Origin of the sequence: Geomesophilobacter sediminis (assembly GCF_016458275.1) — a bacterium.
GTDB classification, from domain to species: Bacteria; Desulfobacterota; Desulfuromonadia; order Geobacterales; family Geobacteraceae; genus Geomesophilobacter; species Geomesophilobacter sediminis.
On record NZ_JAEMHM010000006.1, the window covers coordinates 247,393 to 270,752 of the forward strand.

Annotated in this window: 22 protein-coding genes and 1 pseudogene; 19 read left to right on the plus strand and 4 right to left on the minus strand. The window is 60.4% G+C overall.

Annotated features, from left to right (window positions below; translation table 11 throughout):
- The first annotated feature begins 18 nt into the window (after window positions 1-18).
- From murA to recQ, 17 genes are all read left to right on the plus strand, one after another.
- The gene (gene murA / locus JFN93_RS09090) at window positions 19-1,284 is read left to right on the plus strand and encodes a UDP-N-acetylglucosamine 1-carboxyvinyltransferase (RefSeq protein ID WP_199383744.1); all 1,266 of its coding nucleotides are present in this window, start codon (window positions 19-21) and stop codon (window positions 1,282-1,284) included.
- Between the two features lie 178 nt (window positions 1,285-1,462).
- Window positions 1,463-2,101 carry an ATP phosphoribosyltransferase gene (gene hisG, locus JFN93_RS09095; protein ID WP_199383745.1) on the plus strand — a complete coding sequence of 213 codons (639 nt, stop codon included), beginning with the start codon at window positions 1,463-1,465 and terminating at the stop codon, window positions 2,099-2,101.
- Between the two features lie 201 nt (window positions 2,102-2,302).
- Window positions 2,303-3,589, plus strand: a complete 1,287-nt coding sequence (gene hisD, locus JFN93_RS09100; RefSeq protein ID WP_199383746.1) for a histidinol dehydrogenase — start codon at window positions 2,303-2,305, stop codon at window positions 3,587-3,589.
- Window positions 3,590-3,624: 35 nt separating this feature from the next.
- Complete coding sequence (gene hisB, locus JFN93_RS09105; protein ID WP_199383747.1) at window positions 3,625-4,209, plus strand: imidazoleglycerol-phosphate dehydratase HisB; 585 nt, start codon at window positions 3,625-3,627, stop codon at window positions 4,207-4,209.
- 12 nt (window positions 4,210-4,221) lie between these two features.
- Complete coding sequence (gene hisH, locus JFN93_RS09110) at window positions 4,222-4,845, plus strand: imidazole glycerol phosphate synthase subunit HisH (protein WP_199383748.1); 624 nt, start codon at window positions 4,222-4,224, stop codon at window positions 4,843-4,845.
- Window positions 4,846-4,865: 20 nt separating this feature from the next.
- Window positions 4,866-5,591, plus strand: a complete 726-nt coding sequence (hisA, locus tag JFN93_RS09115) for a 1-(5-phosphoribosyl)-5-[(5-phosphoribosylamino)methylideneamino]imidazole-4-carboxamide isomerase (RefSeq protein WP_199383749.1) — start codon at window positions 4,866-4,868, stop codon at window positions 5,589-5,591.
- A gap of 94 nt (window positions 5,592-5,685) precedes the next feature.
- Window positions 5,686-6,444: an imidazole glycerol phosphate synthase subunit HisF gene (hisF, locus tag JFN93_RS09120; protein ID WP_199383750.1), complete on the plus strand. Its 759-nt coding sequence runs from the start codon at window positions 5,686-5,688 to the stop codon at window positions 6,442-6,444.
- A 145-nt stretch (window positions 6,445-6,589) separates the two neighbouring features.
- Window positions 6,590-6,919, plus strand: coding sequence for a phosphoribosyl-ATP diphosphatase (locus JFN93_RS09125; RefSeq protein WP_199383751.1), 330 nt, complete (start codon window positions 6,590-6,592; stop codon window positions 6,917-6,919).
- 134 nt (window positions 6,920-7,053) lie between these two features.
- The gene (gene rpsU, locus JFN93_RS09130; RefSeq protein ID WP_199383752.1) at window positions 7,054-7,251 is read left to right on the plus strand and encodes a 30S ribosomal protein S21; all 198 of its coding nucleotides are present in this window, start codon (window positions 7,054-7,056) and stop codon (window positions 7,249-7,251) included.
- An 11-nt stretch (window positions 7,252-7,262) separates the two neighbouring features.
- A complete protein-coding gene (locus JFN93_RS09135; RefSeq protein ID WP_199383753.1) occupies window positions 7,263-7,706 on the plus strand; it encodes a GatB/YqeY domain-containing protein in 444 nt (147 codons plus the stop codon).
- Window positions 7,707-7,820: 114 nt separating this feature from the next.
- Window positions 7,821-8,333, plus strand: coding sequence for a CvpA family protein (locus tag JFN93_RS09140; protein ID WP_199383754.1), 513 nt, complete (start codon window positions 7,821-7,823; stop codon window positions 8,331-8,333).
- 12 nt (window positions 8,334-8,345) lie between these two features.
- Window positions 8,346-10,085, plus strand: a complete 1,740-nt coding sequence (dnaG, locus tag JFN93_RS09145; protein WP_199383755.1) for a DNA primase — start codon at window positions 8,346-8,348, stop codon at window positions 10,083-10,085.
- A gap of 27 nt (window positions 10,086-10,112) precedes the next feature.
- Window positions 10,113-11,867, plus strand: a complete 1,755-nt coding sequence (rpoD, locus tag JFN93_RS09150) for an RNA polymerase sigma factor RpoD (RefSeq protein ID WP_199383756.1) — start codon at window positions 10,113-10,115, stop codon at window positions 11,865-11,867.
- 239 nt (window positions 11,868-12,106) lie between these two features.
- The gene (gene queC, locus JFN93_RS09155) at window positions 12,107-12,787 is read left to right on the plus strand and encodes a 7-cyano-7-deazaguanine synthase QueC (protein WP_199383757.1); all 681 of its coding nucleotides are present in this window, start codon (window positions 12,107-12,109) and stop codon (window positions 12,785-12,787) included.
- A 13-nt stretch (window positions 12,788-12,800) separates the two neighbouring features.
- Window positions 12,801-13,625 carry a GTP cyclohydrolase FolE2 gene (gene folE2, locus JFN93_RS09160; protein WP_199383758.1) on the plus strand — a complete coding sequence of 275 codons (825 nt, stop codon included), beginning with the start codon at window positions 12,801-12,803 and terminating at the stop codon, window positions 13,623-13,625.
- A gap of 115 nt (window positions 13,626-13,740) precedes the next feature.
- A complete protein-coding gene (locus JFN93_RS09165; protein ID WP_199383759.1) occupies window positions 13,741-14,415 on the plus strand; it encodes a TIGR04282 family arsenosugar biosynthesis glycosyltransferase in 675 nt (224 codons plus the stop codon).
- 74 nt (window positions 14,416-14,489) lie between these two features.
- Window positions 14,490-16,277, plus strand: a complete 1,788-nt coding sequence (gene recQ, locus JFN93_RS09170) for a DNA helicase RecQ (RefSeq protein ID WP_199383760.1) — start codon at window positions 14,490-14,492, stop codon at window positions 16,275-16,277.
- 310 nt (window positions 16,278-16,587) lie between these two features.
- Here the strand turns inward: recQ and ilvA are convergent, their stop codons facing one another.
- The 3 genes from ilvA to JFN93_RS09185 are packed head-to-tail and all read right to left on the minus strand — an operon-like array spanning window position 16,588 to window position 19,589.
- Window positions 16,588-17,790 carry a threonine ammonia-lyase gene (gene ilvA / locus JFN93_RS09175; RefSeq protein WP_199383761.1) on the minus strand — a complete coding sequence of 401 codons (1,203 nt, stop codon included), beginning with the start codon at window positions 17,788-17,790 and terminating at the stop codon, window positions 16,588-16,590.
- 20 nt (window positions 17,791-17,810) lie between these two features.
- Complete coding sequence (locus JFN93_RS09180) at window positions 17,811-18,806, minus strand: cation diffusion facilitator family transporter (protein ID WP_199383762.1); 996 nt, start codon at window positions 18,804-18,806, stop codon at window positions 17,811-17,813.
- A 48-nt stretch (window positions 18,807-18,854) separates the two neighbouring features.
- Window positions 18,855-19,589, minus strand: a complete 735-nt coding sequence (locus JFN93_RS09185) for a hypothetical protein (RefSeq protein WP_199383763.1) — start codon at window positions 19,587-19,589, stop codon at window positions 18,855-18,857.
- Window positions 19,590-19,733: 144 nt separating this feature from the next.
- Between JFN93_RS09185 and trxB the strand changes: the two genes are divergently transcribed.
- Window positions 19,734-20,690 (plus strand): thioredoxin-disulfide reductase, encoded by a 957-nt coding sequence (gene trxB, locus JFN93_RS09190; protein ID WP_199383764.1) that lies wholly within the window; start codon window positions 19,734-19,736, stop codon window positions 20,688-20,690.
- A 131-nt stretch (window positions 20,691-20,821) separates the two neighbouring features.
- Window positions 20,822-21,838 (plus strand): annotated as a pseudogene (locus JFN93_RS09195) (YifB family Mg chelatase-like AAA ATPase); the annotation flags it as partial.
- On the opposite strand, the gene JFN93_RS09200 reads toward JFN93_RS09195, so the two are convergent.
- Window positions 21,831-23,351, minus strand: a complete 1,521-nt coding sequence (locus JFN93_RS09200; protein WP_236021603.1) for a recombinase family protein — start codon at window positions 23,349-23,351, stop codon at window positions 21,831-21,833. The pseudogene JFN93_RS09195 and the gene JFN93_RS09200 sit on opposite strands and share 8 nt — an antisense overlap.
- Window positions 23,352-23,360 lie beyond the last annotated feature (9 nt).

Below are 23,360 nucleotides of genomic sequence, written 5' to 3' on the forward strand. Positions count from 1 at the left end.
AATACAACGAGGTATCGAGTGGACAAACTCATCATCAACGGCGGCAAGAAACTTTCGGGCGATGTGAGCATCAGTGGCTCCAAGAACGCCGCTCTCCCCATATTCATCTCCACCATCCTGGCCCCCGGCTGCCACGAGATCAGCAACGTTCCCTTCCTCCGGGACATCAACACCACCATCAAGGTTCTGGAGCAGCTCGGCGCCAGCGTCGAGGGGCGAGGGAACCTGGTCAAGATCGACACCACCAACCTGAACAGCTACGAGGCCACCTACGACCTGGTCCGCACCATGCGTGCCTCGGTGCTGGTGCTCGGGCCGCTGCTGGCCCGCTTCGGCCAGGCCCGCGTCTCGCTCCCCGGCGGCTGCGCCATCGGCGCCCGTCCGATCAACCTGCACCTGAAAGGGCTTGCCGCTCTCGGCGCCGAGATCACCTTGGAGCACGGTTACGTCGAGGCGAAGGCGAAGAAGCTTAAGGGAGCCCGGATCAACTTCGACATCTCCACCGTCGGCGGGACCGAGCAGCTCTTGATGGCTGCGGCATTGGCCGAAGGGGACACGATCCTGGAAAACGCCGCTCGCGAGCCCGAGATCGTCGATCTTGCCGAGATGCTCATCAAGATGGGGGCGAAGATCGACGGGGCCGGAACCGACACCATCCGCATCACCGGCGTCGATTCCCTTACTCCGGCCAAACACTCGGTGATGCCGGACCGGATCGAGGCGGGTACCTTCATGGTGGCCGCGGCGATCACCGGCGGCGACGTCCGCATCCACAACATGCGCCTGGATCACCTCGACGCGCTGGCGTTCAAACTCCAGGATGCGGGGGTGCAGATCACCAACAAGGACAACGTGGTCCGGGTCAAGGGGCCGGCGAAGGTCCGCAGCGTCAATATCAAGACCCGTCCGTACCCGGGTTTCCCGACCGACATGCAGGCCCAGTTCATGGCGCTCATGTGCCTGGCCGACGGGGCCAGCGTCATCAGCGAGAACATCTTCGAGAACCGGTTCATGCACGTCTCCGAGCTGCTCCGCTTCGGTGCCGACATCGTGGTCGAGGGGAACACCGCCACGGTCAAAGGGGTGAAGAAACTCTCCGGCGCACCGGTCATGGCGACCGACCTTCGCGCCTCGGCCTCGCTGATCCTGGCCGCCCTTGCCGCGGACAGCACCAGCGAGATCACCCGCATTTACCATCTGGACCGCGGCTACGAGTTCATCGAGAAGAAGCTCGCCGGTCTGGGCGCCGACGTCCAGCGGGTGAAGGACGAGACCGGGGTTTAGCGGCGCAGCGTGCTACGCCGCAAGGTCCCAATCGTCCCCCTTTAGCAAAGGGGGATTCAGGGGGATTTGCCGTTAGGTTTTGCTTTTCCAACGGCTTAACGGAAACCTCAAAAACCGAATCCCCCCCGACCCCCCTTCGCAAAGGGGGGAGCACAAGGGTTATAGGAAGGGCTTTTTTATGAGCGATTTCATCACCATTGCCATTCCCAAGGGACGCATCCTGCACGACTCGGTGGCCCTTTTCAAGAAGATCGGGATCGACTGCGAGGAGCTCCTTTCGGATACCCGCAAGCTCGTCTTCGAGAACGCCGAGCAGAAGATGCGTTACATGATCGTCCGGGCCACCGACGTTCCGACCTACGTCGAGTACGGCTGCGCCGATCTGGGCATCGTCGGCAAGGACACGCTGATGGAGCAGGAAAAAGACCTCTACGAGCCGCTCGACCTGAAGTTCGGCTATTGCCGCCTGATGGTCGCCGAGCCCGCGGGCCTTTCCGCCCAGGACGATCCCGCCGCCTGGAACCATATCCGGATCGCGACCAAGTACCCGCATGTGACCGAGAAGTATTTCGCCAGCAAAGGGGTCCAGGTCGAGCTGATCAAGCTCTACGGCTCGATCGAGCTTGCGCCGCTGGTCGGGCTTTCCGAGCGGATCGTCGACCTCGTCTCCACCGGTGAGACCCTGAAGCAGAACGGGCTGGTCGAGGTGGAGACCATCGCCGAGATCACCTGCCGGCTGATCGTGAACCGGGCGAGCCTGAAGACCAAGCACGAGCGGATCTCCGAGATCATCTCCGGGCTGGAAAAACATATTTAGGGCCCTTTCGGGGCTGCTGAGGATTGCAGAGAAAAGGAATCTCGTTCCCAAGCTCCAGCTTGGGAGCGGCATCACTTTTCGAAGCTCCAGCTGCGCGAGTCCTTTCACAAAGCTGGAGCTTTGAACATCTTGCGTACCCAAGGTGGACCTTGGGTACGAGGCTTGAGTGCCGAACGTAGAACCCGCTGGAGGGCGCGACACATGCAGTTCCTCGACATACGTGAAGAAGGTTTTCAGGCGAAATTCGACGCCATCGTCGAGCGCGGCGAGGAGAGCGGCCGCGAGGTCGAAGGGGTCGTGCTGGATATCATCTCGGCCGTCCGCAGCCGCGGCGACGAGGCCCTCTTGGAATACACCCGCCGCTTCGACCGGCTGGAGTGCGCTGCCGCCGGGCTTGAAGTGACCCAGGCGGATTTCGACCGCGCTTTTGCCCAGGTCGAACCGCAGGACCTGGCCGCCCTTAAACTCGCCGTCGAGCGCGTGGCTCGCTTTCATGAAAAGCAGAAGCAGCAGAGCTGGATCTCCACCGAGGAGCCGGACATCATGGTCGGCCAGAAGGTGACGCCGCTCAGCAAGGTCGGGATCTACGTCCCGGGGGGGAAGGCGTCCTATCCCTCCAGCGTCATCATGAACGCGGTTCCGGCCAAGGTCGCCGGCGTCGGCGAGATCGTCATGGTCGCCCCGACCCCGGGGGGTGAGGCCAACCCGCACGTCCTGGTTGCGGCCAAGCTGGCGGGCGTCGACCGCGTCTTCCGCATCGGCGGGGCCCAGGCGGTCGCGGCCCTGGCCTACGGGACCGCAACCGTCCCCCGCGTCGACAAGATCACCGGCCCGGGCAACATCTACGTCGCCACCGCCAAGAAGCTCGTCTTCGGCCAGGTGGGGATCGACATGATCGCCGGTCCGAGCGAAATCCTGGTCATCAACGATGGCAGCGGCAATGCCGCCCACATCGCCGCCGACCTTCTCTCCCAGGCCGAACACGACGAGCTGGCTTCGTCGGTCCTCATCACTACCAGCCGCACCTTTGCTGAGGCGGTGGCCGAAGAGGTCGAGCGGCAGCTGAAGATCCTGCCGCGTGAAGGTATCGCCCGGAAGTCGTGGGAATCCTTCGGTGTCATCATCGTGGCCGGAAACCTGGCAGAGGCGATTTCCTTCTCCAACCGGATCGCTCCGGAGCACCTGGAACTCGCCGTGGAGAACCCCTTCGAGATCCTGCCGCTCATTACCAATGCCGGCGCCATCTTCATGGGGCACTACACCCCGGAGGCTTCCGGCGACTACCTGGCCGGCCCGAACCACACGCTTCCCACCGGCGGAACCGCCCGTTTCTTTTCGCCGCTGTCGGTGGACGACTTCGTGAAAAAGAGCTCCATCATCCATTTCACCCAGGGGGGCTTGCAGCGGGTCGGTAACGAGATCGTCCGCATCGCCGGGCTGGAAGGGCTGGACGCCCACGCCCGCTCGGTGAGCCTGCGCCTTAAGTAATTGCATTCAATGCCATCCAAGGAGGGCGAACGTACATGAGATCGGCAGTCATCGAACGGATCACCAAGGAGACCCAGATCAAGCTCTCCCTTACCATCGACGGCAAGGGCGATTCCAAGATCTGCACGTCGGTCCCCTTCCTCGACCACATGCTGGACCTCTTCGCCCGACACGGCCTGTTCGACCTGCAGGTCGAGGCGCACGGGGACATCGACATCGATTTCCACCACACCGTGGAGGACATCGGGATCGTGCTCGGGACCGCCTTCAAGGAGGCGCTGGGCGACAAAAAGGGGATTCGCCGCTACGGCCAGGCCACCGTCCCGATGGACGAGACGCTGGCTGCCGTTGCCACCGACCTTTCCGGCCGTCCTTTTCTGGTGTACAACGTGCGGCTGCCGAAGGTGAAGATCGGGGATTTCGACGTCGAGCTGGTGAAGGAGTTCTTCCAGGGCTTCGTGAACCACTGCGGGGCGAACCTCCATGTCAACGTCATGTACGGCGACAACGTTCACCATATCGTGGAGGCGTGCTTCAAGGCCGCGGCCCGGGCGCTGGATCAGGCGACCCAGCACGATTCGCGCATCGAAGGGGTCATGTCCACCAAGGGCAAGCTGTAGGGAATGGGGCGTATGATAGCGATAATCGATTACGGCATGGGCAATCTGCGCTCGGTGCAGAAGGGTTTTGAGAAGGTGGGTTTCGACGCGGTGGTGACCACCGACCCGAAGGTCCTCTTCGAGGCGGACCGGGTGGTGCTTCCCGGCGTCGGGGCGTTTCGCGACTGCATCAAGAACCTCGAAGAGGGGGGCTTCGTCGAGCCGATCCTGAAAGTGATTGGGGCCGGCAAGCCGTTTCTCGGGATCTGCCTCGGGCTGCAGCTTCTTTTCACCGAGAGCGAGGAGTTCGGGCTGCACAAGGGGCTCGACGTCATCCCGGGGCGCGTGGTCCGTTTTCCCGAGGGGATGAAGGAAGCCGACGAGGAGCTGAAGGTCCCGCACATGGGTTGGAACCAGATTGCCCTGAAGAAGCCCGCACCGCTTTACGGGGGGATTGCCGAGGGGACCAACGTCTACTTCGTGCACTCTTACTATGTGAAGCCGGATGATGAGGCGGTGGTGGCCTCCACCACCGGCTACGGCATCGAGTTCTGTTCCTCGATCTGGCGGGACAACGTCATGGCGACCCAGTTCCACCCGGAGAAATCCCAGGACAAGGGCCTGGCCATGCTGAAGAACTTCGCGCAGCTGAAATAACCTACGACTTGGAGCTGTAAATGATAGTAATTCCCGCGATCGATCTCAAAAACGGCTGCTGCGTCCGCCTGGAGCAGGGGCTCATGGAAAAGGACACGGTTTTCAACGAGGATCCCGGTGCCCAGGCTGCCGAGTGGCAGCGCCAGGGGGGCGAACTCCTCCACATCGTGGACCTGGACGGCGCCTTCGCCGGCGAACCGAAAAACCGTGCGGCCATCGAGTCGATCGTGAAAAACGTCACCATCCCGACCCAGCTCGGCGGCGGGATCCGCGACATCGCCACCATCGAGTCCTACTTCTCCCTCGGGATCGGGCGCGCCATCATCGGCACCGCCGCCCAACGGAATCCCGACCTCGTCAAGGAGGCCTGCGCCCTCTTTCCCGGCCGGATCGTGGTCGGCATCGACGCCAAGGACGGCATGGTCGCGGTCCAGGGGTGGGCCGAAGTGACCGGCATCACGGCGACCGAGCTGGCCAAGAAGTTCGAAGGCTACGGCGTCTCCGCGATCATCTACACCGACATCAGCCGCGACGGTATGATGCAGGGACCGAACATCGCGGCCACCAAGGCGCTTGCCGAAGCGATCAGCATCCCGGTCATCGCCTCGGGCGGTCTTTCCTCGCTGAAGGACATCGAGAACCTGATGGCGATCGAGTCCTCCGGGGTGACCGGCGTCATCACCGGCAAGGCGATCTACAGCGGCGCCATCAACCTCGCCGAGGCGATCGCGCTGACCAAAAAATAGTTCGGAGTTCCAAGTTCCAGGTTCACAGTTTCCTGTGCTCCGGCACTCAGGACTCTGAACCTCGAAATTGGAACTCGTTTTCGGAGAAAACCACATGCTGACGAAAAGAATCATCCCCTGCCTCGACGTGAAAGGCGGCCGGGTCGTGAAGGGGGTCCAGTTCCTGGAACTGCGGGACGCCGGCGATCCGGTGGAGATCGCGGAGCTCTACGACCGCCAGGGCGCGGATGAGCTGACCTTCCTCGACATCACCGCCTCCTCGGACGAGCGCGACATCATCATCGACGTGGTGCGGCGCACCGCCGAGCGGGTCTTCATGCCGCTCACCGTCGGTGGCGGCGTGCGCGTCGTGGAAGACATCCGCCGCCTGCTGAACGCCGGCGCGGACAAGGTCTCCATCAACACGGCCGCGGTGCACCGCCCCGAGTTCGTCAACGAGGCGGCGGAGCGGTTCGGGTCCCAGTGCACCGTCGTCGCCATCGACGCGCGGAGCAGGGTCGGCGGCGGGTGGGAGGTCTACACCCACGGCGGGCGCAACCCGACCGGGATCGACGCGATCGAGTGGGCCGCCAAGATGGAACAGCTCGGCGCGGGAGAGATCCTGCTTACCAGCATGGACCGCGACGGGACCAAGGACGGCTACGATCTGGCTTTGACCCGCGCGGTGGTTGACGCGGTCAACATCCCGGTCATCGCCTCGGGCGGGGTGGGAAACCTTTCCCATCTCTACGACGGTTTTACCGATGCGGGGGCCAGCGCCTGCCTGGCCGCTTCCATCTTCCACTACCGCGAGCACACCATCCAGGAGGCCAAGGAATACCTCCGGGATCGGGGCGTGGCGGTCCGGCTCTAGCGGCCGGCGGGGTGAAAACCCCGCTGGGTCGGGAGTTTGCTTTTTCCGATAGGATAGGCGTACAATAAGAAGCTACGCTGGGAACAGCCGGAAATCCCTGGGGATTGGCCGCTGACCGGCAACCAGTTTAGATCGAGGAGTTGCGATGGAACGCGGAGGGGCGGAAATCATAAGCGCGGTTTACCGGGTGATCCAGGAGCGCAAGGCGCAGCCGACGGAATCCTCCTACACCGCGAAGCTTTTCGAGAAGGGGATCGACAAGATCCTCAAGAAAGTCGGGGAGGAGGCCACCGAGGTGGTCATCGCCGGCAAGGGCGGGAAACGCGAGGAGATCGTCTACGAGACGGCGGACCTCATCTTTCACAACCTGGTCCTGCTCGGATTCTATGACATCGACCCCGAAGAGGTCTATGCCGAGCTCAGAAGACGCTTCGGAATGTCAGGGCTCGAGGAGAAGGCTTCCCGCCAGGAGTGACCTCTCAGTCAAGTTATAGAAAATTATTGACAATTGCATCTATAGTGCTATGATGCGTATTCCTTGAATAGTGTCTGCCGGCCCGATCACCCACACAAGTTAGTAAATCCAGTAGAGAAGGGGGGGGAATATGAATGCCGGGAGTAAAGGTAAAAGAAGCTGAGCCGTTTGAGCTTGCACTGAAAAAGTTCAAGAAGCAGTGCGAGAAAGCTGGGATCCTTTCCGAGGTTCGTAAGAGAGAACATTACGAAAAACCCAGTATCAAGAAGAAGAAAAAGGCCATTGCCGCGCGGAAACGTGCTCTGAAAAAACAGCGGAAGATGGCTGACTAGTAGAGGGTAGTATGCAACTTATGGAGAAACTGCAGTCCGAGATGAAACTGGCCATGAAGAGCCGCGACGCTCTCCGTTTGTCCACCATCCGGATGATGATCTCCACGGTGAAAAACCGCGCCATCGAGCAGCGTCGCGAGCTCAACGACGCGGAGATCACCGAAGCCATCTCGACCCTCTGCAAACAGCGCCGGGAATCCATCAGGCTCTTTAAGGAAGCAGGCAGACAGGAGCTGGTGGATAAAGAAGAGGCGGAACTGGGTGTCATGCTCGAGTTCCTGCCTCAACAACTGACCCGGGAAGAGCTGGAATCCCTCGTGGAAAAAGCTATTGCCGAGACTTCCGCCTCCGGCGGCAAGGATATGGGAAAGGTCATGAAGTACCTCGCCCCCTCGGTTTCCGGCCGTGCAGACGGCAAGCTGGTTAGCGAAGTTGTGAAGCAGAAACTTGCGTAAATGGGTATCCCCGGGACCTCCCGGGGATGCTTGCAGGTTTCCGGTGCAGTTGAGGTGGGGGCGATTCTTGCGATTGCCCCTACTTTTACTTTGTAGCTGCTGCCAGGTGTTTACATGATCCTTCTCGACATCCTCATTTGGGCCATCCTTTTATTCTTTGTCGCTAAAGGATTCTCAAAAGGGCTGGTCCGGGAAGCATGTTCTCTCCTTGGGCTCGTATTGGGCGGCTGGGCCGCTTTCAGGTATTACCCCTCCGTAGCGCAGGGGATCAAGTTCTTCATCAATCTCCCCCCGCAGGTGGCGCAGCCGCTGTCGTTTCTCCTCGTTTTTTTGCTGCTCGGCATCCTCTTCTATTTTCTCGGTCATCTCTTCACTGTCGTCTTCAAGATCATGCTGTTGGGAGGGATCAACCGCATCGGCGGCATCGTTTTCGGTTTTCTGGAGGGTGGCTTTGTCCTTTGCGTGCTGCTCTACCTGGGGACGACGAAGCCGGTGCCGGACAAGCTGAAGGGATGGATCTCGCACTCGAGGACGGCACAATCTTTTGCGGCGACCGGGGCGAGCATAGCGGCAGGGTGGGAGCACAGCAAAGTGGCAAAGGGGCTGACTGAAGCGCAGAAACGATAAGGTTTACCAAAAATGATAGCGGATGAGAAGGTCAGGGAGGTACGGGAGCGGGCCTCGATTGTCGAGGTGATCTCGGAGTACATGAGCCTCAAGAAGTCGGGCTCGAACTACCAGGGACTCTGCCCGTTCCACGGGGAGAAGACACCCTCCTTCAACGTGAACCCGGCGCGCGGCATCTTCCACTGCTTCGGCTGCGGCACCGGCGGCAACGTGGTGACCTTCGTGATGCGCATGGAAGGGATGAACTTCCCTTCGGCGGTGAAATTTCTCGCCAAGCGGGTGGGGGTCGAGATTCCGGAACGGCCGCTCTCCCGCGACGAAAAGCGGCAGATGGACGAGGCGGAGATCCTCTACCGGGTCAATGAACTGGCCGGGGAATTCTACCAGCAGGTCCTCTCCACCGACGAGGCGGGGGAAGCCGGACGGAGCTATCTCAAGGGTCGCGGCGTGGACCGCACCATCGCCGGAATCTACCGGATGGGATTTGCGCCGGCGGGCTGGGACAACCTGGCCAAGCACCTGCAGCGCAAGGGGATCGCGCCGGAGCAGGCGGAAAAACTTGGGCTGTTGCGGCGCCGCGACGGGGGCGGGTTCTACGACACCTTCCGCAACCGGCTCCTCTTCACCATCGCGGACCTGCACGGCAGGACCATCGGTTTCGGGGGAAGGGTCATGGACGACTCGCTCCCCAAATACATCAACTCCCCGGAGTCCCCCATCTATCGCAAGAGCGAGGTCCTGTTCGGGCTCGACATGGCGAAGAAGGGGATGCGGGAAAAGGGGAACGCGATCATCGTCGAAGGATACTTCGACCACCTCGCCCTCTACCGGGCCGGGTTCACCAACGTGGTCGCCACCTGCGGCACCGCGCTGACCCCGGGGCACCTGCAGCTGCTGAGGCGCTACGCGGAAAAGGCCTACGTCCTTTTCGACGGCGACTCGGCCGGGCGCAAGGCGACGGTCCGGGCGCTGGACCTGTTTCTCGAGGCGGAGTTTCCCGCCGCGGTGGTCCGGGTTCCCGTCGAGGACGATCCGGATACCTTCCTGCGCCGCGAAGGCGCGGCAGGGTTTGCACCGCTTCTGGACCAGGCGGTACCGATCTTCGAGTTCTTTTACAAGGACCTTTTGACCGAGCTCGACGTGCGCAGCGTCGAGGGGAAGCTCGCCTTCGACCGCGAGGTCAAGCCGCGCCTGATGAAGATGCGCAATTCCCTGGAGCGCTCGCTCTACGAGAAAGAGATCGCGAAGGTGCTCGGCCTGGATCAGGGAACGATGCGGCGCACGATGGGACCGGCGCCCAACGCGCCCAGACCGGAACCGCGGGTAAAGCGCGAGACGGCGGGGCCGCGGGAGGTACTCCTCTCGCTCATGGTGAAGTTCCCCGAAGTAACCACTAAGGTTATGCAGCATGGGGCCGATAGACTTTTCAGCGGCAGTGAGCTTGCGGTCGCGCAGGCCATCGTCGCGCAGACCGCCCAGGAAGGGGTGGATATTCCGGCGCTGCTTGAAAACATCGAGAGCCCGGAGGAGCGGACGAGGCTCTCCTCGCTGTTCGTCGAAGACGAGCACCTGGAGGACATCGATCCGCTGAAGGCGTTCGAACAATGCCGCCAGACGCTGGAGCGTGACTACCTGAAGCGGGTCAAGACCCTGGCCAGGGAGCTTGCCCAGGTCGACCCGGAGTCGCCGCGCTACCGGGAGCTTTTGGCTGAGATCGAACAGTTGCGAAATATCAAAGCGAAATTACTATAGAGTATCTGCGGTAGCGGGGTGTGCTTAATGGCAAAGAAAAGTATGGATGAAGTGAAACAGCTGATCGACCTCGGCAAGGAGAAGGGGTTCCTCACCTATGAAGAGGTGAACGACCTCCTCCCCCCCGATATAGTCTCGTCCGATCAGATCGACGACGTTATGAGCATGTTCGGCGATATGGATATCGAGATCGTCGACTCCGCGCAGAAGGTGAAGATCCCCAAGATCAAGATGGATCTTGAGGAGGAAGAGGAGCACGAAGGGGAGCAGGACGAAGTCGAATTCGAGCCCGGCACCCTGGGGCGCACCTCGGACCCGGTCCGGATGTACCTGCGCGAGATGGGCTCCGTATCGCTTTTGACCCGCGAAGGGGAAGTCGAGATCGCCAAGCGGATCGAGGTGGGCGAGCGCGACGTCGCGAGCGTCATCCTCAATACCCCGATCACCGTCAACGAGGTCATCAACCTCGGCGAGCGCCTCCGCAAGGGGCAGATCGGGGCCATCGAGATCTCCAAGGATGTCGAGGAAGAGGTACTGGAAGAGGGCGAAGAAGATCTCCAGGCGCTGCGCGTGCTCGGCATCATCGACGAGATCAAGGAGCACCAGCAGCGGATGGACGAGATCCAGACCCAGCTGGAATCCGACGCCACTCCTGCCGACCAGCAGGCGCCGCTTCAGGAAGAGAGCACCGAGCTCAGGGCCAAGATGGCCGAGCTCCTCAAGTCGCTGCGCCTGAAGGACCGCCACATCGAGAAGATCTCCCTGCGCCTCAAGGAGCTTTCCCTGAAGGTCGATCACGCGATGCAGGAAATCTCCGACCTCGAAAAAGAGAGCGGGGTCCAGAAGGAAGTCTTCCTGACCGCGGTAGAGGAGTTGCGCGGCAGCTCCGACGACAAATTTCAGAAGCGGGTCGGCATGGCTGGTGAGCCGGCCCAAAAACTCGAGAAAAACTTCCGCGCGGCGGAGAAGAAGCTCTCCAAGATCGAGCAGGAATCGGGCTTCAAAGCCTCCGAACTCGCCAACGCCCTGCGCGCGATCGAGGAAGGGGAACACAAGGCGAAGCTGGCCAAGAGCGAGCTCGTCGAGGCGAACCTCCGCCTGGTCGTTTCCATCGCCAAGAAATACACCAACCGCGGCCTGCAGTTTCTCGACCTGATCCAGGAAGGGAACATCGGCCTGATGAAGGCGGTCGACAAGTTCGAGTACCAGCGCGGCTACAAGTTCTCGACCTATGCCACCTGGTGGATCCGCCAGGCGATCACCCGCGCCATCGCGGACCAGGCCCGGACCATCCGGATCCCGGTCCACATGATCGAGACCATCAACAAGCTGATCCGGACCAGCCGTCAGCTGGTGCAGGAGATCGGTCGCGAGCCCTCGCCGGAGGAGATCGCGGAGCGGATGGCGCTGCCGCTGGACAAGGTGCGCAAGGTGCTGAAGATCGCCAAGGAGCCGATCTCCCTGGAGACCCCGATCGGGGAAGAGGAAGACTCCCATCTTGGCGACTTCATCGAGGACAAGGGTGTGGTTTCCCCCCTTGAGGCGGTCATCAAGGCGAACCTTTCCGAGCAGACCTCCCGGGTCCTTTCCACCCTCACCCCGCGTGAGGAGAAGGTCCTCCGGATGCGTTTCGGCATCGGCGAGAAGAGCGACCATACCCTTGAGGAAGTCGGCCAGGATTTCGAGGTGACCCGCGAGAGGATCCGGCAGATCGAGGCGAAGGCGCTCAGAAAGCTGCGCCACCCGAGCCGGGCGAAGAAGCTCAAGAGTTTCGTCGAGTAGCCCTAGCAAAGGGCCGCACCGGACACCCGGCGCGGCCTCTTTTTTCCCGGGTCGTTTTCTCCGCACACTTACTGTTACGTCCCCTCTCCTTCAAGGAGAGGGACCGGGTGAGGATGGGGTAACAGACAATCGGTTTTGCGGGCGCAGCATGCGGCGCCGCTACATTTGTCGGTAACTATGGCCGGTGACGGCGGGCAGATTAGCCGAGGCAAAGCAGGAAAAGCAAGACGAGGTGTTTCATGCAGAAAAAAGCGGTGGTACTTTACAGCGGCGGACTGGATTCCACTACCTGCCTGGCGATTGCCAAGGCCGAAGGGTTTACCCCGTACGCCTTGAGCTTCAGCTACGGGCAGCGGCATCGCCACGAACTGGAGGTGGCCAAGCGTAACGCCGGCCCGATGGGTGCCGCGGATCACCTGCTGGTGGAATTCGATCTGCGCAAGATGGGCGGCAGTGCCCTCACCTCCGACATCGCCGTGCCCAAAGACGGCGTGGGGGACGACATCCCGGTCACCTACGTCCCGGCCCGCAACACCATCTTTCTCTCCTTCGCGCTCGGCTATGCCGAGACCTTGGGAGCCTTCGACATCTTCATCGGCGTCAACGCCCTCGACTACTCCGGCTATCCCGACTGCCGTCCCGAATTCATCGCCTCCTTTCAAGCGATGGCCAACCTCGCCACCAAGGCCGGAGTCGAGGGGACCGGAAAGTACCAGATCCATACCCCGCTGATCGACCTGACCAAGGCGCAGATCATCGAGAAGGGACTTTCCCTCGGTGTCGACTATGCCTTCACCCATTCCTGCTATGATCCGGCCGAGGATGGAACGGCCTGCGGCCTGTGCGACTCCTGCCGCCTCCGTCTCAAGGGATTTGCCGAAGCCGGTGTCACCGATCCCATTCGCTACGTGAAACTGTAGAGGAAGAGCTTTGATGGAAGATACCAAGCAGGCCGCTGGGGCTTCGGTCCCAGGAAAAAAACCGTTCCCCGACGTGCAGCTTTCCCGGGACACCCGCAACATCCCCATCGGCAAGGTCGGCGTCAAGGACATCTCCTACCCGATCGTCGTCATGGACAAGAACCGCTCGTTCCAGAGCACCGTCGCCCGGATCAACATGTACGTGGATCTCCCGCATCATTTCAAGGGGACCCACATGAGCCGGTTCGTGGAGATCCTGAACACCTATCGCGAGAAGATCGCCCTGGACAAAATGGAGACGATCCTCGCCAAGATGAAGGAAAAGCTCGGCGCTTCCAGTGCGCATCTCGAGATGGAATTCCCCTATTTCATCGAGAAAACCGCGCCGGTCTCGGGGGCCAAGAGCCTCATGGAATACACCTGCACCTTCTCCGCTACCCTCTCCGACCACTTTGACTTCGTCCTCGGCGTCAAGGTCCCGGTCACCTCGCTTTGCCCCTGCAGCCGTGAGCTTTCCGCTTATGGCGCCCACAACCAGCGCTCGATCATGACGGTACAGGTCCGCTACAACGAATTTCTCTGGATCGAGGACCTGATCGAATGCATCGAGGCCTGCGGTTCCTCCCCGGTCTACTCGCTTTTGAAACGTGAAGACGAGAAGTTCGTCACCGAGCGCGCCTACGAAAATCCCCGTTTTGTCGAGGATATGGTGCGCGATGCGACGGTGCGCCTGCTGGCGATGGATAACATCTCGTGGTTTTCCGTCGAAGCGGAAAATTTCGAATCGATCCATAAACACTCTGCCTACGCCGCGATAGAGCGGAGTAAAAATATCTAATGCGGGTTTCCCCGGCGAGTGGAAAGACTGTGGATAACCATGTTGAAAACTCGGAAAACTGTGGACAACGCTAGGTATTTTACCTTCATTTGTAATGATTAAGGTGGTTTAGCTAATGCAACGCGCCCTTGCTGTTTTTGCAAAATCACCATCTCCGGGTTTCGTTAAAACACGTCTCTCCCCCGATCTTCTTCCCGACGAATGTGCCGAACTCTACCGTTGCATGCTCCTCGACACTTTGGGGCGGCTAAGGCAACTGCCGATAACTACATACGTTTTTTTCGATGGGGACGAAGCTTTTTTCGAGGAGACCGTCCCTGACGTGCCGCGCATCCGGCAGCATCCGGGTGGGCTGGGTGAGCGTTTGGAGCAGGCGTTCACGGTTCTTCTGGAACGCGGTTTTACTGAGCGAGCCGCCATCGGGACCGATGCTCCCGATCTCCCGCTGCATTTTATAGCCGACGCGTTCGCCGCTCTGCGCGGTGGGGCGGACGCGGTATTTGGACCGGTTGAGGATGGCGGATACTACCTGGTGGGGGTCCGCGACTGCAATTACCAGGTCTTTCGGGATATCCCCTGGTCGACGTCTGCCGTTTTAGCGACCAGCCTGGAACGCGGACGCGAGGCCGGGCTGACTACGGCGCTGCTCCAGCCGTGGTACGACGTCGATACCTATGAGGACCTGTGGCGCCCCGGGCTTGCCGATCCGGAAAACGGAGCTCCGCTGACCCGCGCATTCCTGGCAAGGTTAGGCGCCAAGCGGCGCGATTTTTCAGGCGTTCCCGGTTGACAGCCTAGTCCCGCGTGCTTTTCTTTTCTGGTTTTCATTTCCCGTAGCGGTCCCGTTTCAACTCCAGGTGAGCGATGGAATCCCCCGATAAAATCCTGCACGAGGTCTTCGGCTTCAAGACGTTTCGCCCGCCCCAGCGGGAGATCGTGGAGCAGGTGCTTTCCGGGGGGGATGCTTTCGTCCTCATGCCGACCGGGGGCGGGAAATCGCTTTGCTACCAGGTGCCGGCGCTTTGCTCCCCGGGGACCGCGCTCGTCGTTTCGCCGCTTATCTCCCTCATGAAGGACCAGGTGGATGCCCTCAAGGAAAACGGCGTCCCCGCTGCCTGTTACAACTCCGCACTCACCGAGACCGAGGCCCGCCGCGTCCTTGCCGAACTGCACGCCGGTACCCTCAAGCTCCTCTACGTGTCACCGGAGCGGCTGCTGAGCGACGGCTTCCTGGACCGGATCAAACCCCTCGACATTTCCCTCTTCGCGATCGACGAGGCGCACTGCGTCTCGCAGTGGGGGCATGATTTCCGACCGGAATATGCCCAACTGGGGCAGCTGCGGGAACTTTTTCCCTCGGTCCCGATGATCGCCCTCACCGCTACCGCGGACGCCCAGACCCGCGGCGACATCCTGTCCCGGCTGGGGCTTGCCGATGCGGCTCAGTTCATTGCCGGCTTCGACCGTCCCAACATCCGCTACACCGTTGCCGACAAGAACAAGCCGTTCCAGCAGTTGCAGGCCTTCCTCCAGAGCCGAAAGGATGAGGCGGGGATTATCTATGCACTGTCGCGCAAACGGGTCGCGGAGGTAGCCGAGAAACTCCGCGCTGCCGGGATCAAGGCGGCCGCCTATCATGCTGGGCTCCCCGACGCCGAGCGGCATCGGGTGCAGGACCAATTCTTGCGGGACGACGTGAAGGTGGTGGTGGCGACGGTAGCGTTCGGGATGGGGATCGACAAGTCCAACGTCCGTTTCGTCGTTCACTACGACATGCCCAAAAGCATCGAAAGTTACTACCAGGAGACCGGGCGCGCCGGGAGGGACGGGATGCCCGCGGATGCGCTCCTGCTCTTCGGCTACGGCGACATCGCCATAGCCAGGGGGCTGATCGAGAACGGCGGCAATGCCGAGCAAAACCGCATCGAGTTGCACAAGCTGAACTGCATGATCGGCTTTGCCGAGGCGACCACCTGCCGAAGGCGTGTGCTGCTCGGCTATTTCGGGGAGCGGCTGGAAGAGGATTGCGGCAACTGCGACATCTGCGAGAACCCGCCGGAGCGCTTCGACGCGACCGAGGATGCCCGCAAGGCGTTGTCGTGCGTGTACCGGGTGGGGCAGCGCTTCGGTATGGGGCACGTGATCGAGGTCCTGCGCGGCTCGCAGAACCAGCGGGTTCTGGATTTGAGGCACGATCGGCTCACCACCTACGGGATCGGGAAGCACCTCTCCCAGGATGCCTGGGGAACGCTGATGCGCCAGCTGATTCACTTGGGCTATCTGGAGCAGGACGTGGCGAACTTCTCGGTTTTGAAGCTGACCGAACGGGCCCGACCGCTTTTGCGCGGCGAAGAGCAGCTGGTGCTGGCGCGACACCGCGATACCAAGGTCGTGGAGAAGAAAGCGGCGAAGAAACCTGCCTACGAAGGGGCGCTGTTTCAGAAGCTGCGGGAGTTGCGCAAGGAGATTGCCGACGAACAGCAGGTGCCGCCGTTCGTGGTCTTTGCCGATGCGACGCTGGCCGAAATGGCGGCACAGCGTCCGAAGGACAAGTGGGAACTGTTAAAGATAACCGGCGTGGGCCAGCACAAGATGGCCCGTTATGGGGATGCTTTCCTCCGCGTTATCAAGAGCCAGGAAGCAATCGATTGACAATGGACAGTTGACCACGAAACCCCCGGTTTGCTCATACAAGAACGGACAACCAGTCTAGTTGACGACCGGTTGTCCGTTCTTTTTGGGTTCAACGATCATTGGTCATGCCGATTAGCGTCTATCTTCAGCATCACGTCGCTCCCCCTTCAAGGGGGGCGCGCGTAAGCGCGGCTTGCAACGATGTGGGGGATGGGGGGGCGAAATCAGCGACTTAACCCCATCCTCACCCCGACCCTCTCCTTGAAGGAGAGGGAGGTAACGGTCCTGCTGAAGATGCGCGCTAATCGAATTGATCAACGATCATTGATCATTGAATCAACTTGTACCCCTTGCTCTCCAAATGGCTGATGACCTCGCGGATATGGTCCGGGCCACGGGTTTCCAGCTCTACGAGCACCTCCGTCTTGCCGATCGGCAGCGATTCGGAGCGACGATCGTGGGTGATGATCGAGATGTTGGCCCGGGCCTCGGCGATTTCCGTCGACAGCCGCGCCAGCGCCCCCGGCACGTCGTCCAGTTCCACCTTCAGCTTCAGGTAGCGCCCCGCCGCGAGCATGCCTCGCTCCACGACCACCGCGATCGTCTTCACGTCGATGTTCCCGCCGGAAAGAAGCGCCACCGTTTTCCCTGAAATCTTCGCCACCTTCCGGTTCAAAAGGGCAGCCACCCCGACCGCTCCGGCCCCTTCCACCATCAGCTTGTTGCGTTCCAGAAGGGACACGATCGCCAGGGCGATTTCTTCTTCTTCCACCAGGACAATCTCGTCGACCAGGTCCCGCACCACCGGATAGGTTTCGCTGCCGGCCGTTTTCACGGCAATGCCGTCGGCAAGGCTCGCCCGGATCGGCACGGTCACGACTTTCCCTTTCTTGATCGCCGTTTGCATGGATGGCGCAGCGGCCGACTCCACGCCGATCACCCTGACATGGGGATGGGTCTCTTTGATGGCCATGGCGATCCCGGCGATCAGTCCGCCGCCACCGATGGGGACCAGGACGTTGGCGAGGTCGGGAAGGTCTTCCAGAAGTTCCAAGCCGATGGTTCCCTGCCCCGCCATCACCAGCGGGTCGTCGAACGGATGCACGAAGAGCGCCCCGGTCTCCTTGCTTCGTGTCAGCGCGGCGCTGCACGCCTCGTCGAAATTTTTCCCTTCCAGCACGACCTCCGCGCCGTAGTCGCGGGTGGAGAAAACCTTCTGCGGCGGGGTGGTTTCCGGCATGTAAACCGTAGATTTGACGCCCAGCAGGTCGGCAGAAAAGGCAACTCCTTGGGCGTGGTTGCCCGCCGAGGCGGTAATGACGCCGCCGGCCAGCGCAGAACGCGGCTGGGCCGCCATGAAGTTCATCGCTCCCCGGATTTTAAAGGCGCCGGTTCTCTGAAGGTTTTCGCATTTAAGGTAAAGCGGCAGGCCGAGACGTTCGCTGAAGTGGTGGGCGTGAATCAACTCGGTGCGACGCACCCGCTTTTTAAGACGGGTGGCCGCATCGAGGATCAGATCGTAATCAAGCATGTAGTACCTTTCCGGAGGGATTAATGGGCGTGGTCGTGGCCGCAACAGCTATCGCCGTGCGGATGCCGGTGCGGGTGGGTGTGGCCATGCGCGTGGCTGTGAGCCCGGGGACGGTGGCGAAACTGCTTGGCGCCCGGGTCATCGGTGCAGCGGGTGCTCTCCAGCTGCAGGGTCGTGTGGGAGATATGGAACCTCTCGAAGAGGGCCTGCTCGATCTTCCTGAGCATGCCGCCCTGTTCGCCGCGGAAGCTCGGCGGCACCACGACATGGGCCGAAAGCGCCAGGATATGGGAGCAGATGGTCCAGATGTTGACGTGATGCACCTCTGACACTCCCTCGACCTCCCGGATCGCTGCCGCCACCTCGTTGACGTCGATACCTTTGGGGACACCTTCCAGGAGGATGTGCACCGATTCCCGGATGACGCGCCAGGATCCCCAGAAGATCACCGTGCCGATCCCTACCGAGATGATGGCATCGAGGAGGTACCAGTTGCTGAAGTACATGATGATGCCGCCGACGATGACGCCGATGGAAGCCGCGGCGTCGCCGATCATGTGGAGAAACGCGCTGTGCACGTTCAGGTCGTCGTGGGAGTGGGAATGCAGTGCGCTCGCGGCGAAGACGTTCATCGCGAGGCCGACCCCGGCAATGATCATCATGGGGAGGCTTTTGACCTCTTCCGGGTGCTGCATCCTGCCGAACGCTTCATAGCAGATGATCCCCGCGATCACGAAGACGGTCACCCCGTTGATGAAGGAGGCGAAGACCTCGGCACGGTGCCAGCCGAAGGTCCGGGTATCGGAAGTCGGGAAGGTGGAGAGCTTGATGGCACCCAGCGAGAGGAGCAGCGCGAACAGGTCGAGGAATACGTGAGCGGCGTCGGAGAGGAGGGCCAATGAGTTGGTCCAGATCCCGCCGGCGAGTTCCGCGACGAGGGTGGCGGCGGTCAGGAAGATGGCGTATTTGAAGCGCCCGGCAATGCTTTGGTCCAGATGATGAGATTCGGCGTGCATGATCAACCCCGTCGGGAGGGGGGCTGGGCCCCCTCCCCAAGTCCGTGGTTAGAAATTCAGCGCAGCCTTCAGCGAGTAGATGGGTCGCACCTGGTATTCCGCCTCCGCGGTGATCGCAAAGAGCGGCAGGGGCGATATCTTCAACCCTGCGAAGAAGCGCGGCTGATAGATGGTTTCGTTCGAAAGATTCGACAGTTGCTGCAGATGTCCTTCAGCTTTGCTCTGAATCCAGACAGCACCAGCACCGACATAGGGAGTCAGGAAGAGAATCCCCTTGCTGATGGAGGTATCGATGCCAGCGGTTTTAAGGCTGAGATCGTTGACTCCGGCCAACTGGGAGTAGGTCGCCCGGATGCCCCAGGCCGGAGTGGCCATGGTCCCGTCCAGGATCGCCTTGCTGACCTCAACACCCCACAGCTTGATGTTGGAGTCGGGCACGTAAGAGTACATCGCGCCGACGTCGATGCTGAAGGGAAGACCCTTTCTGACACGGAGTTTCGGGAGGAGCAGGAATGAGGGAGCGTCGTTACCGAAAGCCTTATTCCAGTAGGAACTGCCGCTATTGATGTCCATCGCTTCGAGCTCGACTCCGGCGTCAAAACCGAGAATTCCTAGCGGTTCGGCAGGAGCGGTGTTCTTGTAGGAGATCGCGGCGCCGGCCTGCTTGCTCAGGTCCCTGAATTCGCTTTGTGCCAGACCGGAGGAGAACCTCAGGTCCCTTGCCATTGCTTGTGACGCAATTAATAGAGTCAGGGAGAGTGCTAGAACTATTAGTTTTTTCACGTTATCCTCCTTGTCATTGTATACCAGATTAATTTTAATCTTAACAGAGCCGCTATGACGGGTCAATGAATAAGGAAGGTTGCTACCCTTGCAATTTTGCTTGTATGCTGCTACTTTCAGCCAAAATCCAGTGGGAGGATGTTCATGGAAGTAAAGCACCGCCGACTCATCATTCTCGGCTCCGGTCCTGCCGGCTACACCGCAGCCCTCTACGCTGCCCGGGCCAACCTCGAGCCGATGCTGATCACCGGATTGCAGCAAGGGGGACAGTTGATGACCACGACGGAGGTGGACAACTGGCCTGGAGACCCGGACGGGGTGCAGGGACCCGAACTGATGGAACGGATGCTGCGCCACGCCGAGCGTTTCGGAACCGAGATCGTTTTCGACCATATCAACAAGGCGCAGGTCACCAAGCCCCCCTTCGTACTGGAAGGGGACAGCGGGACCTACAGCTGCGATGCCCTCATCATCGCGACCGGCGCCTCGGCCAAATACCTCGGCCTCCCCTCGGAGGAAGCCTTCAAGGGGAAAGGCGTCTCCGCCTGTGCCACCTGCGACGGGTTCTTCTACCGCGGCAAGCCGGTTGCGGTCATCGGCGGCGGCAACACTGCCGTCGAGGAAGCCCTCTATCTCTCGAACATCGCGAGCCACGTGACCGTTGTGCACCGGCGGGACCGTTTCCGCTCGGAGAAGATCCTTGCGGACCGGCTCATTGAAAAGACCAAGGGTGGCAACGTCACCATCGAATGGAACCAGCAATTGGATGAGATCCTGGGTGACGAGAGCGGAGTTACCGGGATTCGTCTTCTGCATCCCCAGAGCGGCTCCGACAAGGTGATCCCGGTCCATGGCTGTTTCATTGCCATCGGCCATACGCCGAACACCCACCTCTTCGAAGGGCAGCTCGAGATGGAGGACGGCTACATCCAGACCGCCGGTGGGTGCGAAGGCATGACCACCTGCACCAGCGTGCCGGGGGTCTTCGCTGCCGGCGATGTGCAGGACAAGATGTACAAGCAGGCGATCACCTCCGCCGGTACCGGCTGCATGGCCGCCCTCGATGCCGATCGCTACCTGGAAATGCTGAAAATCGTCTAGGCAAGAATTGAGAAAGATCCGGATGTTGATACGCTGAAGGCTTCCTTACGTTCCCTCCCCTTCAAGGGGAGGGGGCAGGCTTGGAGGATGGGGTTGAAGTTCTGGTCACCACGCATGATCAGGAGTTTGCCATGCTTGCCAAGGTCCTTTCCAGCGCAGTCGTCGGCATCGACGCGATCATCATCGATGTCGAGGTCGATATAGCCCAAGGGCTGCCGCAGCTGGCAACCGTCGGGCTCCCCGAGGGGGCGGTCAAGGAGAGCAAGGACCGCGTCAAGGCCGCCCTCAAAAATTCCGGCTACGATTTCCCCAACCGCAAGATCACCGTCAATCTCGCCCCCGCCGACGTCAAGAAGGAGGGGGCTTCCTTCGATCTCCCCATCTCCATCGGCATCCTTGCCGCTACCGGCGCCATCCGCAAAGAAAAACTCAAGCACTACCTCCTGCTCGGCGAGCTCTCCCTCGACGGCGGCGTCAAACCGATCCGCGGCGGCCTCCCGGTTGCCGTGGCCGCCAAAGAAGGCGAGCTCACCGGCATCATCATTCCCAAAGAGAACGTGCCGGAAGCGGGAGTGGTCGAAGGCGTTTCCGTCATCGGCGTGACCCAGCTCTCCGAAGTGGTCGATTTTCTGAATGGCGCGCTGGAGATCGCACCCTTTCAGGCCGACATCGGGGACCTGTTCAGCCAGCTCGGGGAGGGGGGCGACGACTTCTGCGACGTGAAAGGGCAGGAGCACGCCAAGCGCGCCTTGGAAGTGGCGGCGGCGGGAAGCCACAATCTGTTGATGCTCGGCCCGCCCGGTTCCGGGAAGACCATGCTGGCCCGCCGGATACCGTCCATCCTTCCGCCGATGCTGTTCGAGGAGTCGATCGAGACGACGAAGATCTACAGCGTGATGGGGCTTTTGGAGCGGGACCGCGCCCTGATCACCAGCCGCCCCTTCCGGGCGCCACACCACACCATCTCGGACGTCGGCCTCATCGGCGGCAGCAACACCCCCAAGCCCGGCGAGGTGTCGCTTTCCCACAACGGGGTGCTCTTTCTGGACGAGCTCCCGGAATTCAAAAAGCACGTCATCGAAGTCCTGCGCCAGCCGATGGAGGACGGCCGGGTCACCATCTCCCGCGCCCTTTCCTCCGTTACCTATCCTTCGCGAATAATGTTGGTTGCCGCGATGAACCCGTGTGGGTGTGTGCACCTTTCTCTACTGGCACAAAAGAAGGGATATAATAGAAGACAAAATGGAGGGATTCCTCGCCGACATCTACCCGGTCCAAGACTTCCTTCACAACTTGCTGCCTAGCCTCGTAGCTAAGCATTCCCCAAAGCGATGTAAGCGTGGTAGCTCTTTCGATTACGTATGATCTGCCAATTTCGTTCGTCTTGATGAAATCGATCTCCGCCTGAAGGCGGGGGATCTCCGCGAAGATGCTTTCCTTCCTGTACTTGAGAGGATCGAATCTCTCCCGAAATTCGTTCTGATCGAGGGCCTGCTTCCCGTACAGATCGATAAGAACGTCAATCTTGCTGTTCACATCTTTCTGTTCCTTCTTCAAAAGTTCCAGCCGTTCCTGTTTCTCCAGGAGCTCCTTTTCCAGGTCCTCATTCGCCCCAAGCTGTTCAGGTGAGACAACTATGCCTTTCAAGGCATCGTGAAAATGCTGCTCAATGATGTCTTCATTGATCTTTGTCCGGCATTTCTTGCAGGCATAGCGCGGAATCTTCATAGAGGGGTACGGTGCGACATAGAGCTTGGAACCGCATTGGCATTTCAGCAGGCCGGAAAAGAGAAACCTTCCGTTTTTCGGAACCTCTTTGAAGTTGGGATATCGGCTCGCCGTTTCCTGGAATATCTTGTTGACGGCCTCCCAGTCTTCTTCTGACACCAAGGGTTCGACGTTGAAATATACCCAGTCTTTCTCGGGCTTCAGGACCCAGTTCTTCTTGTTCCCTAGGCTTTTCGCATAATTCGCCCTTCTGATTCCCTTATAGACTGTCTCAGAGAGCATCCGCTTGAGCGACGTGGGGCGGAAGACGCACTTGTTCCTAGAATAGAGCCCTTCTTCCTTGAGAATGTTGCAGGTGGTGAGTAATTTGCCAGTTCCGAGGAAGAGCTCGTAAGCCCTCTTTACGATGGGAGCCTCAGATGGATTGGGAACAAGCTTCCCTTCTACCCAATGGTAACCAAAAGGTCCCTTCCCACCGGTGTTCTTCCCCATTTTTGCACGAACGGGGATCGAAGCTGCAACGCGAGCAGATATCTCTTCTCTTTCCCACTGGGCCAAGGCGCCGATCACTGTGTAGAGAAGACGGCCCGCAGGCGAGGACGTGTCTATGCTTTCTTCCAAGCTGACGAGGGCTGCATCGTGTTTCTGGAAATAATCAGAGATTTCGAGGAGCTGCTTTGTGTTGCGGGCGAGACGGGCGAGTTTTGAGAAGATCAGCGCCTTGATGCGGCCTGCTGCCACATCTTCGAGCATCCTCTTCGCTTCGGAATTATCCAGAACGTCTTTACCGGATACTCCTGACAGGTCGTACAGCTCAACGACTTGCCACCTCTTGAGTTCGGCGTACATCCTGGCGCGCGCTTCATGATTTTTCGGGGACTCCCCCCGGGCCTGATCCTCCGTTGATACCCTTATCCAGATTCCAACATGCATGACAGCATC

What these genes read in the sequence shown, in the direction of transcription:
- hisG (WP_199383745.1), top strand. Translation starts at nt 1,463, where the DNA reads ATGAGCGATTTCATCACCATTGCCATTCCCAAGGGACGCATCCTGCAC.
- hisD (WP_199383746.1), top strand. Translation starts at nt 2,303, where the DNA reads ATGCAGTTCCTCGACATACGTGAAGAAGGTTTTCAGGCGAAATTCGAC.
- hisB (WP_199383747.1), top strand. Translation starts at nt 3,625, where the DNA reads ATGAGATCGGCAGTCATCGAACGGATCACCAAGGAGACCCAGATCAAG.
- hisH (WP_199383748.1), top strand. Translation starts at nt 4,222, where the DNA reads ATGATAGCGATAATCGATTACGGCATGGGCAATCTGCGCTCGGTGCAG.
- hisA (WP_199383749.1), top strand. Translation starts at nt 4,866, where the DNA reads ATGATAGTAATTCCCGCGATCGATCTCAAAAACGGCTGCTGCGTCCGC.
- hisF (WP_199383750.1), top strand. Translation starts at nt 5,686, where the DNA reads ATGCTGACGAAAAGAATCATCCCCTGCCTCGACGTGAAAGGCGGCCGG.
- JFN93_RS09125 (WP_199383751.1), top strand. Translation starts at nt 6,590, where the DNA reads ATGGAACGCGGAGGGGCGGAAATCATAAGCGCGGTTTACCGGGTGATC.
- rpsU (WP_199383752.1), top strand. Translation starts at nt 7,054, where the DNA reads ATGCCGGGAGTAAAGGTAAAAGAAGCTGAGCCGTTTGAGCTTGCACTG.
- JFN93_RS09135 (WP_199383753.1), top strand. Translation starts at nt 7,263, where the DNA reads ATGCAACTTATGGAGAAACTGCAGTCCGAGATGAAACTGGCCATGAAG.
- JFN93_RS09140 (WP_199383754.1), top strand. Translation starts at nt 7,821, where the DNA reads ATGATCCTTCTCGACATCCTCATTTGGGCCATCCTTTTATTCTTTGTC.
- dnaG (WP_199383755.1), top strand. Translation starts at nt 8,346, where the DNA reads ATGATAGCGGATGAGAAGGTCAGGGAGGTACGGGAGCGGGCCTCGATT.
- rpoD (WP_199383756.1), top strand. Translation starts at nt 10,113, where the DNA reads ATGGCAAAGAAAAGTATGGATGAAGTGAAACAGCTGATCGACCTCGGC.
- queC (WP_199383757.1), top strand. Translation starts at nt 12,107, where the DNA reads ATGCAGAAAAAAGCGGTGGTACTTTACAGCGGCGGACTGGATTCCACT.
- folE2 (WP_199383758.1), top strand. Translation starts at nt 12,801, where the DNA reads ATGGAAGATACCAAGCAGGCCGCTGGGGCTTCGGTCCCAGGAAAAAAA.
- JFN93_RS09165 (WP_199383759.1), top strand. Translation starts at nt 13,741, where the DNA reads ATGCAACGCGCCCTTGCTGTTTTTGCAAAATCACCATCTCCGGGTTTC.
- recQ (WP_199383760.1), top strand. Translation starts at nt 14,490, where the DNA reads ATGGAATCCCCCGATAAAATCCTGCACGAGGTCTTCGGCTTCAAGACG.
- ilvA (WP_199383761.1), bottom strand. Translation starts at nt 17,790, where the DNA reads ATGCTTGATTACGATCTGATCCTCGATGCGGCCACCCGTCTTAAAAAG.
- JFN93_RS09180 (WP_199383762.1), bottom strand. Translation starts at nt 18,806, where the DNA reads ATGCACGCCGAATCTCATCATCTGGACCAAAGCATTGCCGGGCGCTTC.
- trxB (WP_199383764.1), top strand. Translation starts at nt 19,734, where the DNA reads ATGGAAGTAAAGCACCGCCGACTCATCATTCTCGGCTCCGGTCCTGCC.
- JFN93_RS09200 (WP_236021603.1), bottom strand. Translation starts at nt 23,351, where the DNA reads ATGCATGTTGGAATCTGGATAAGGGTATCAACGGAGGATCAGGCCCGG.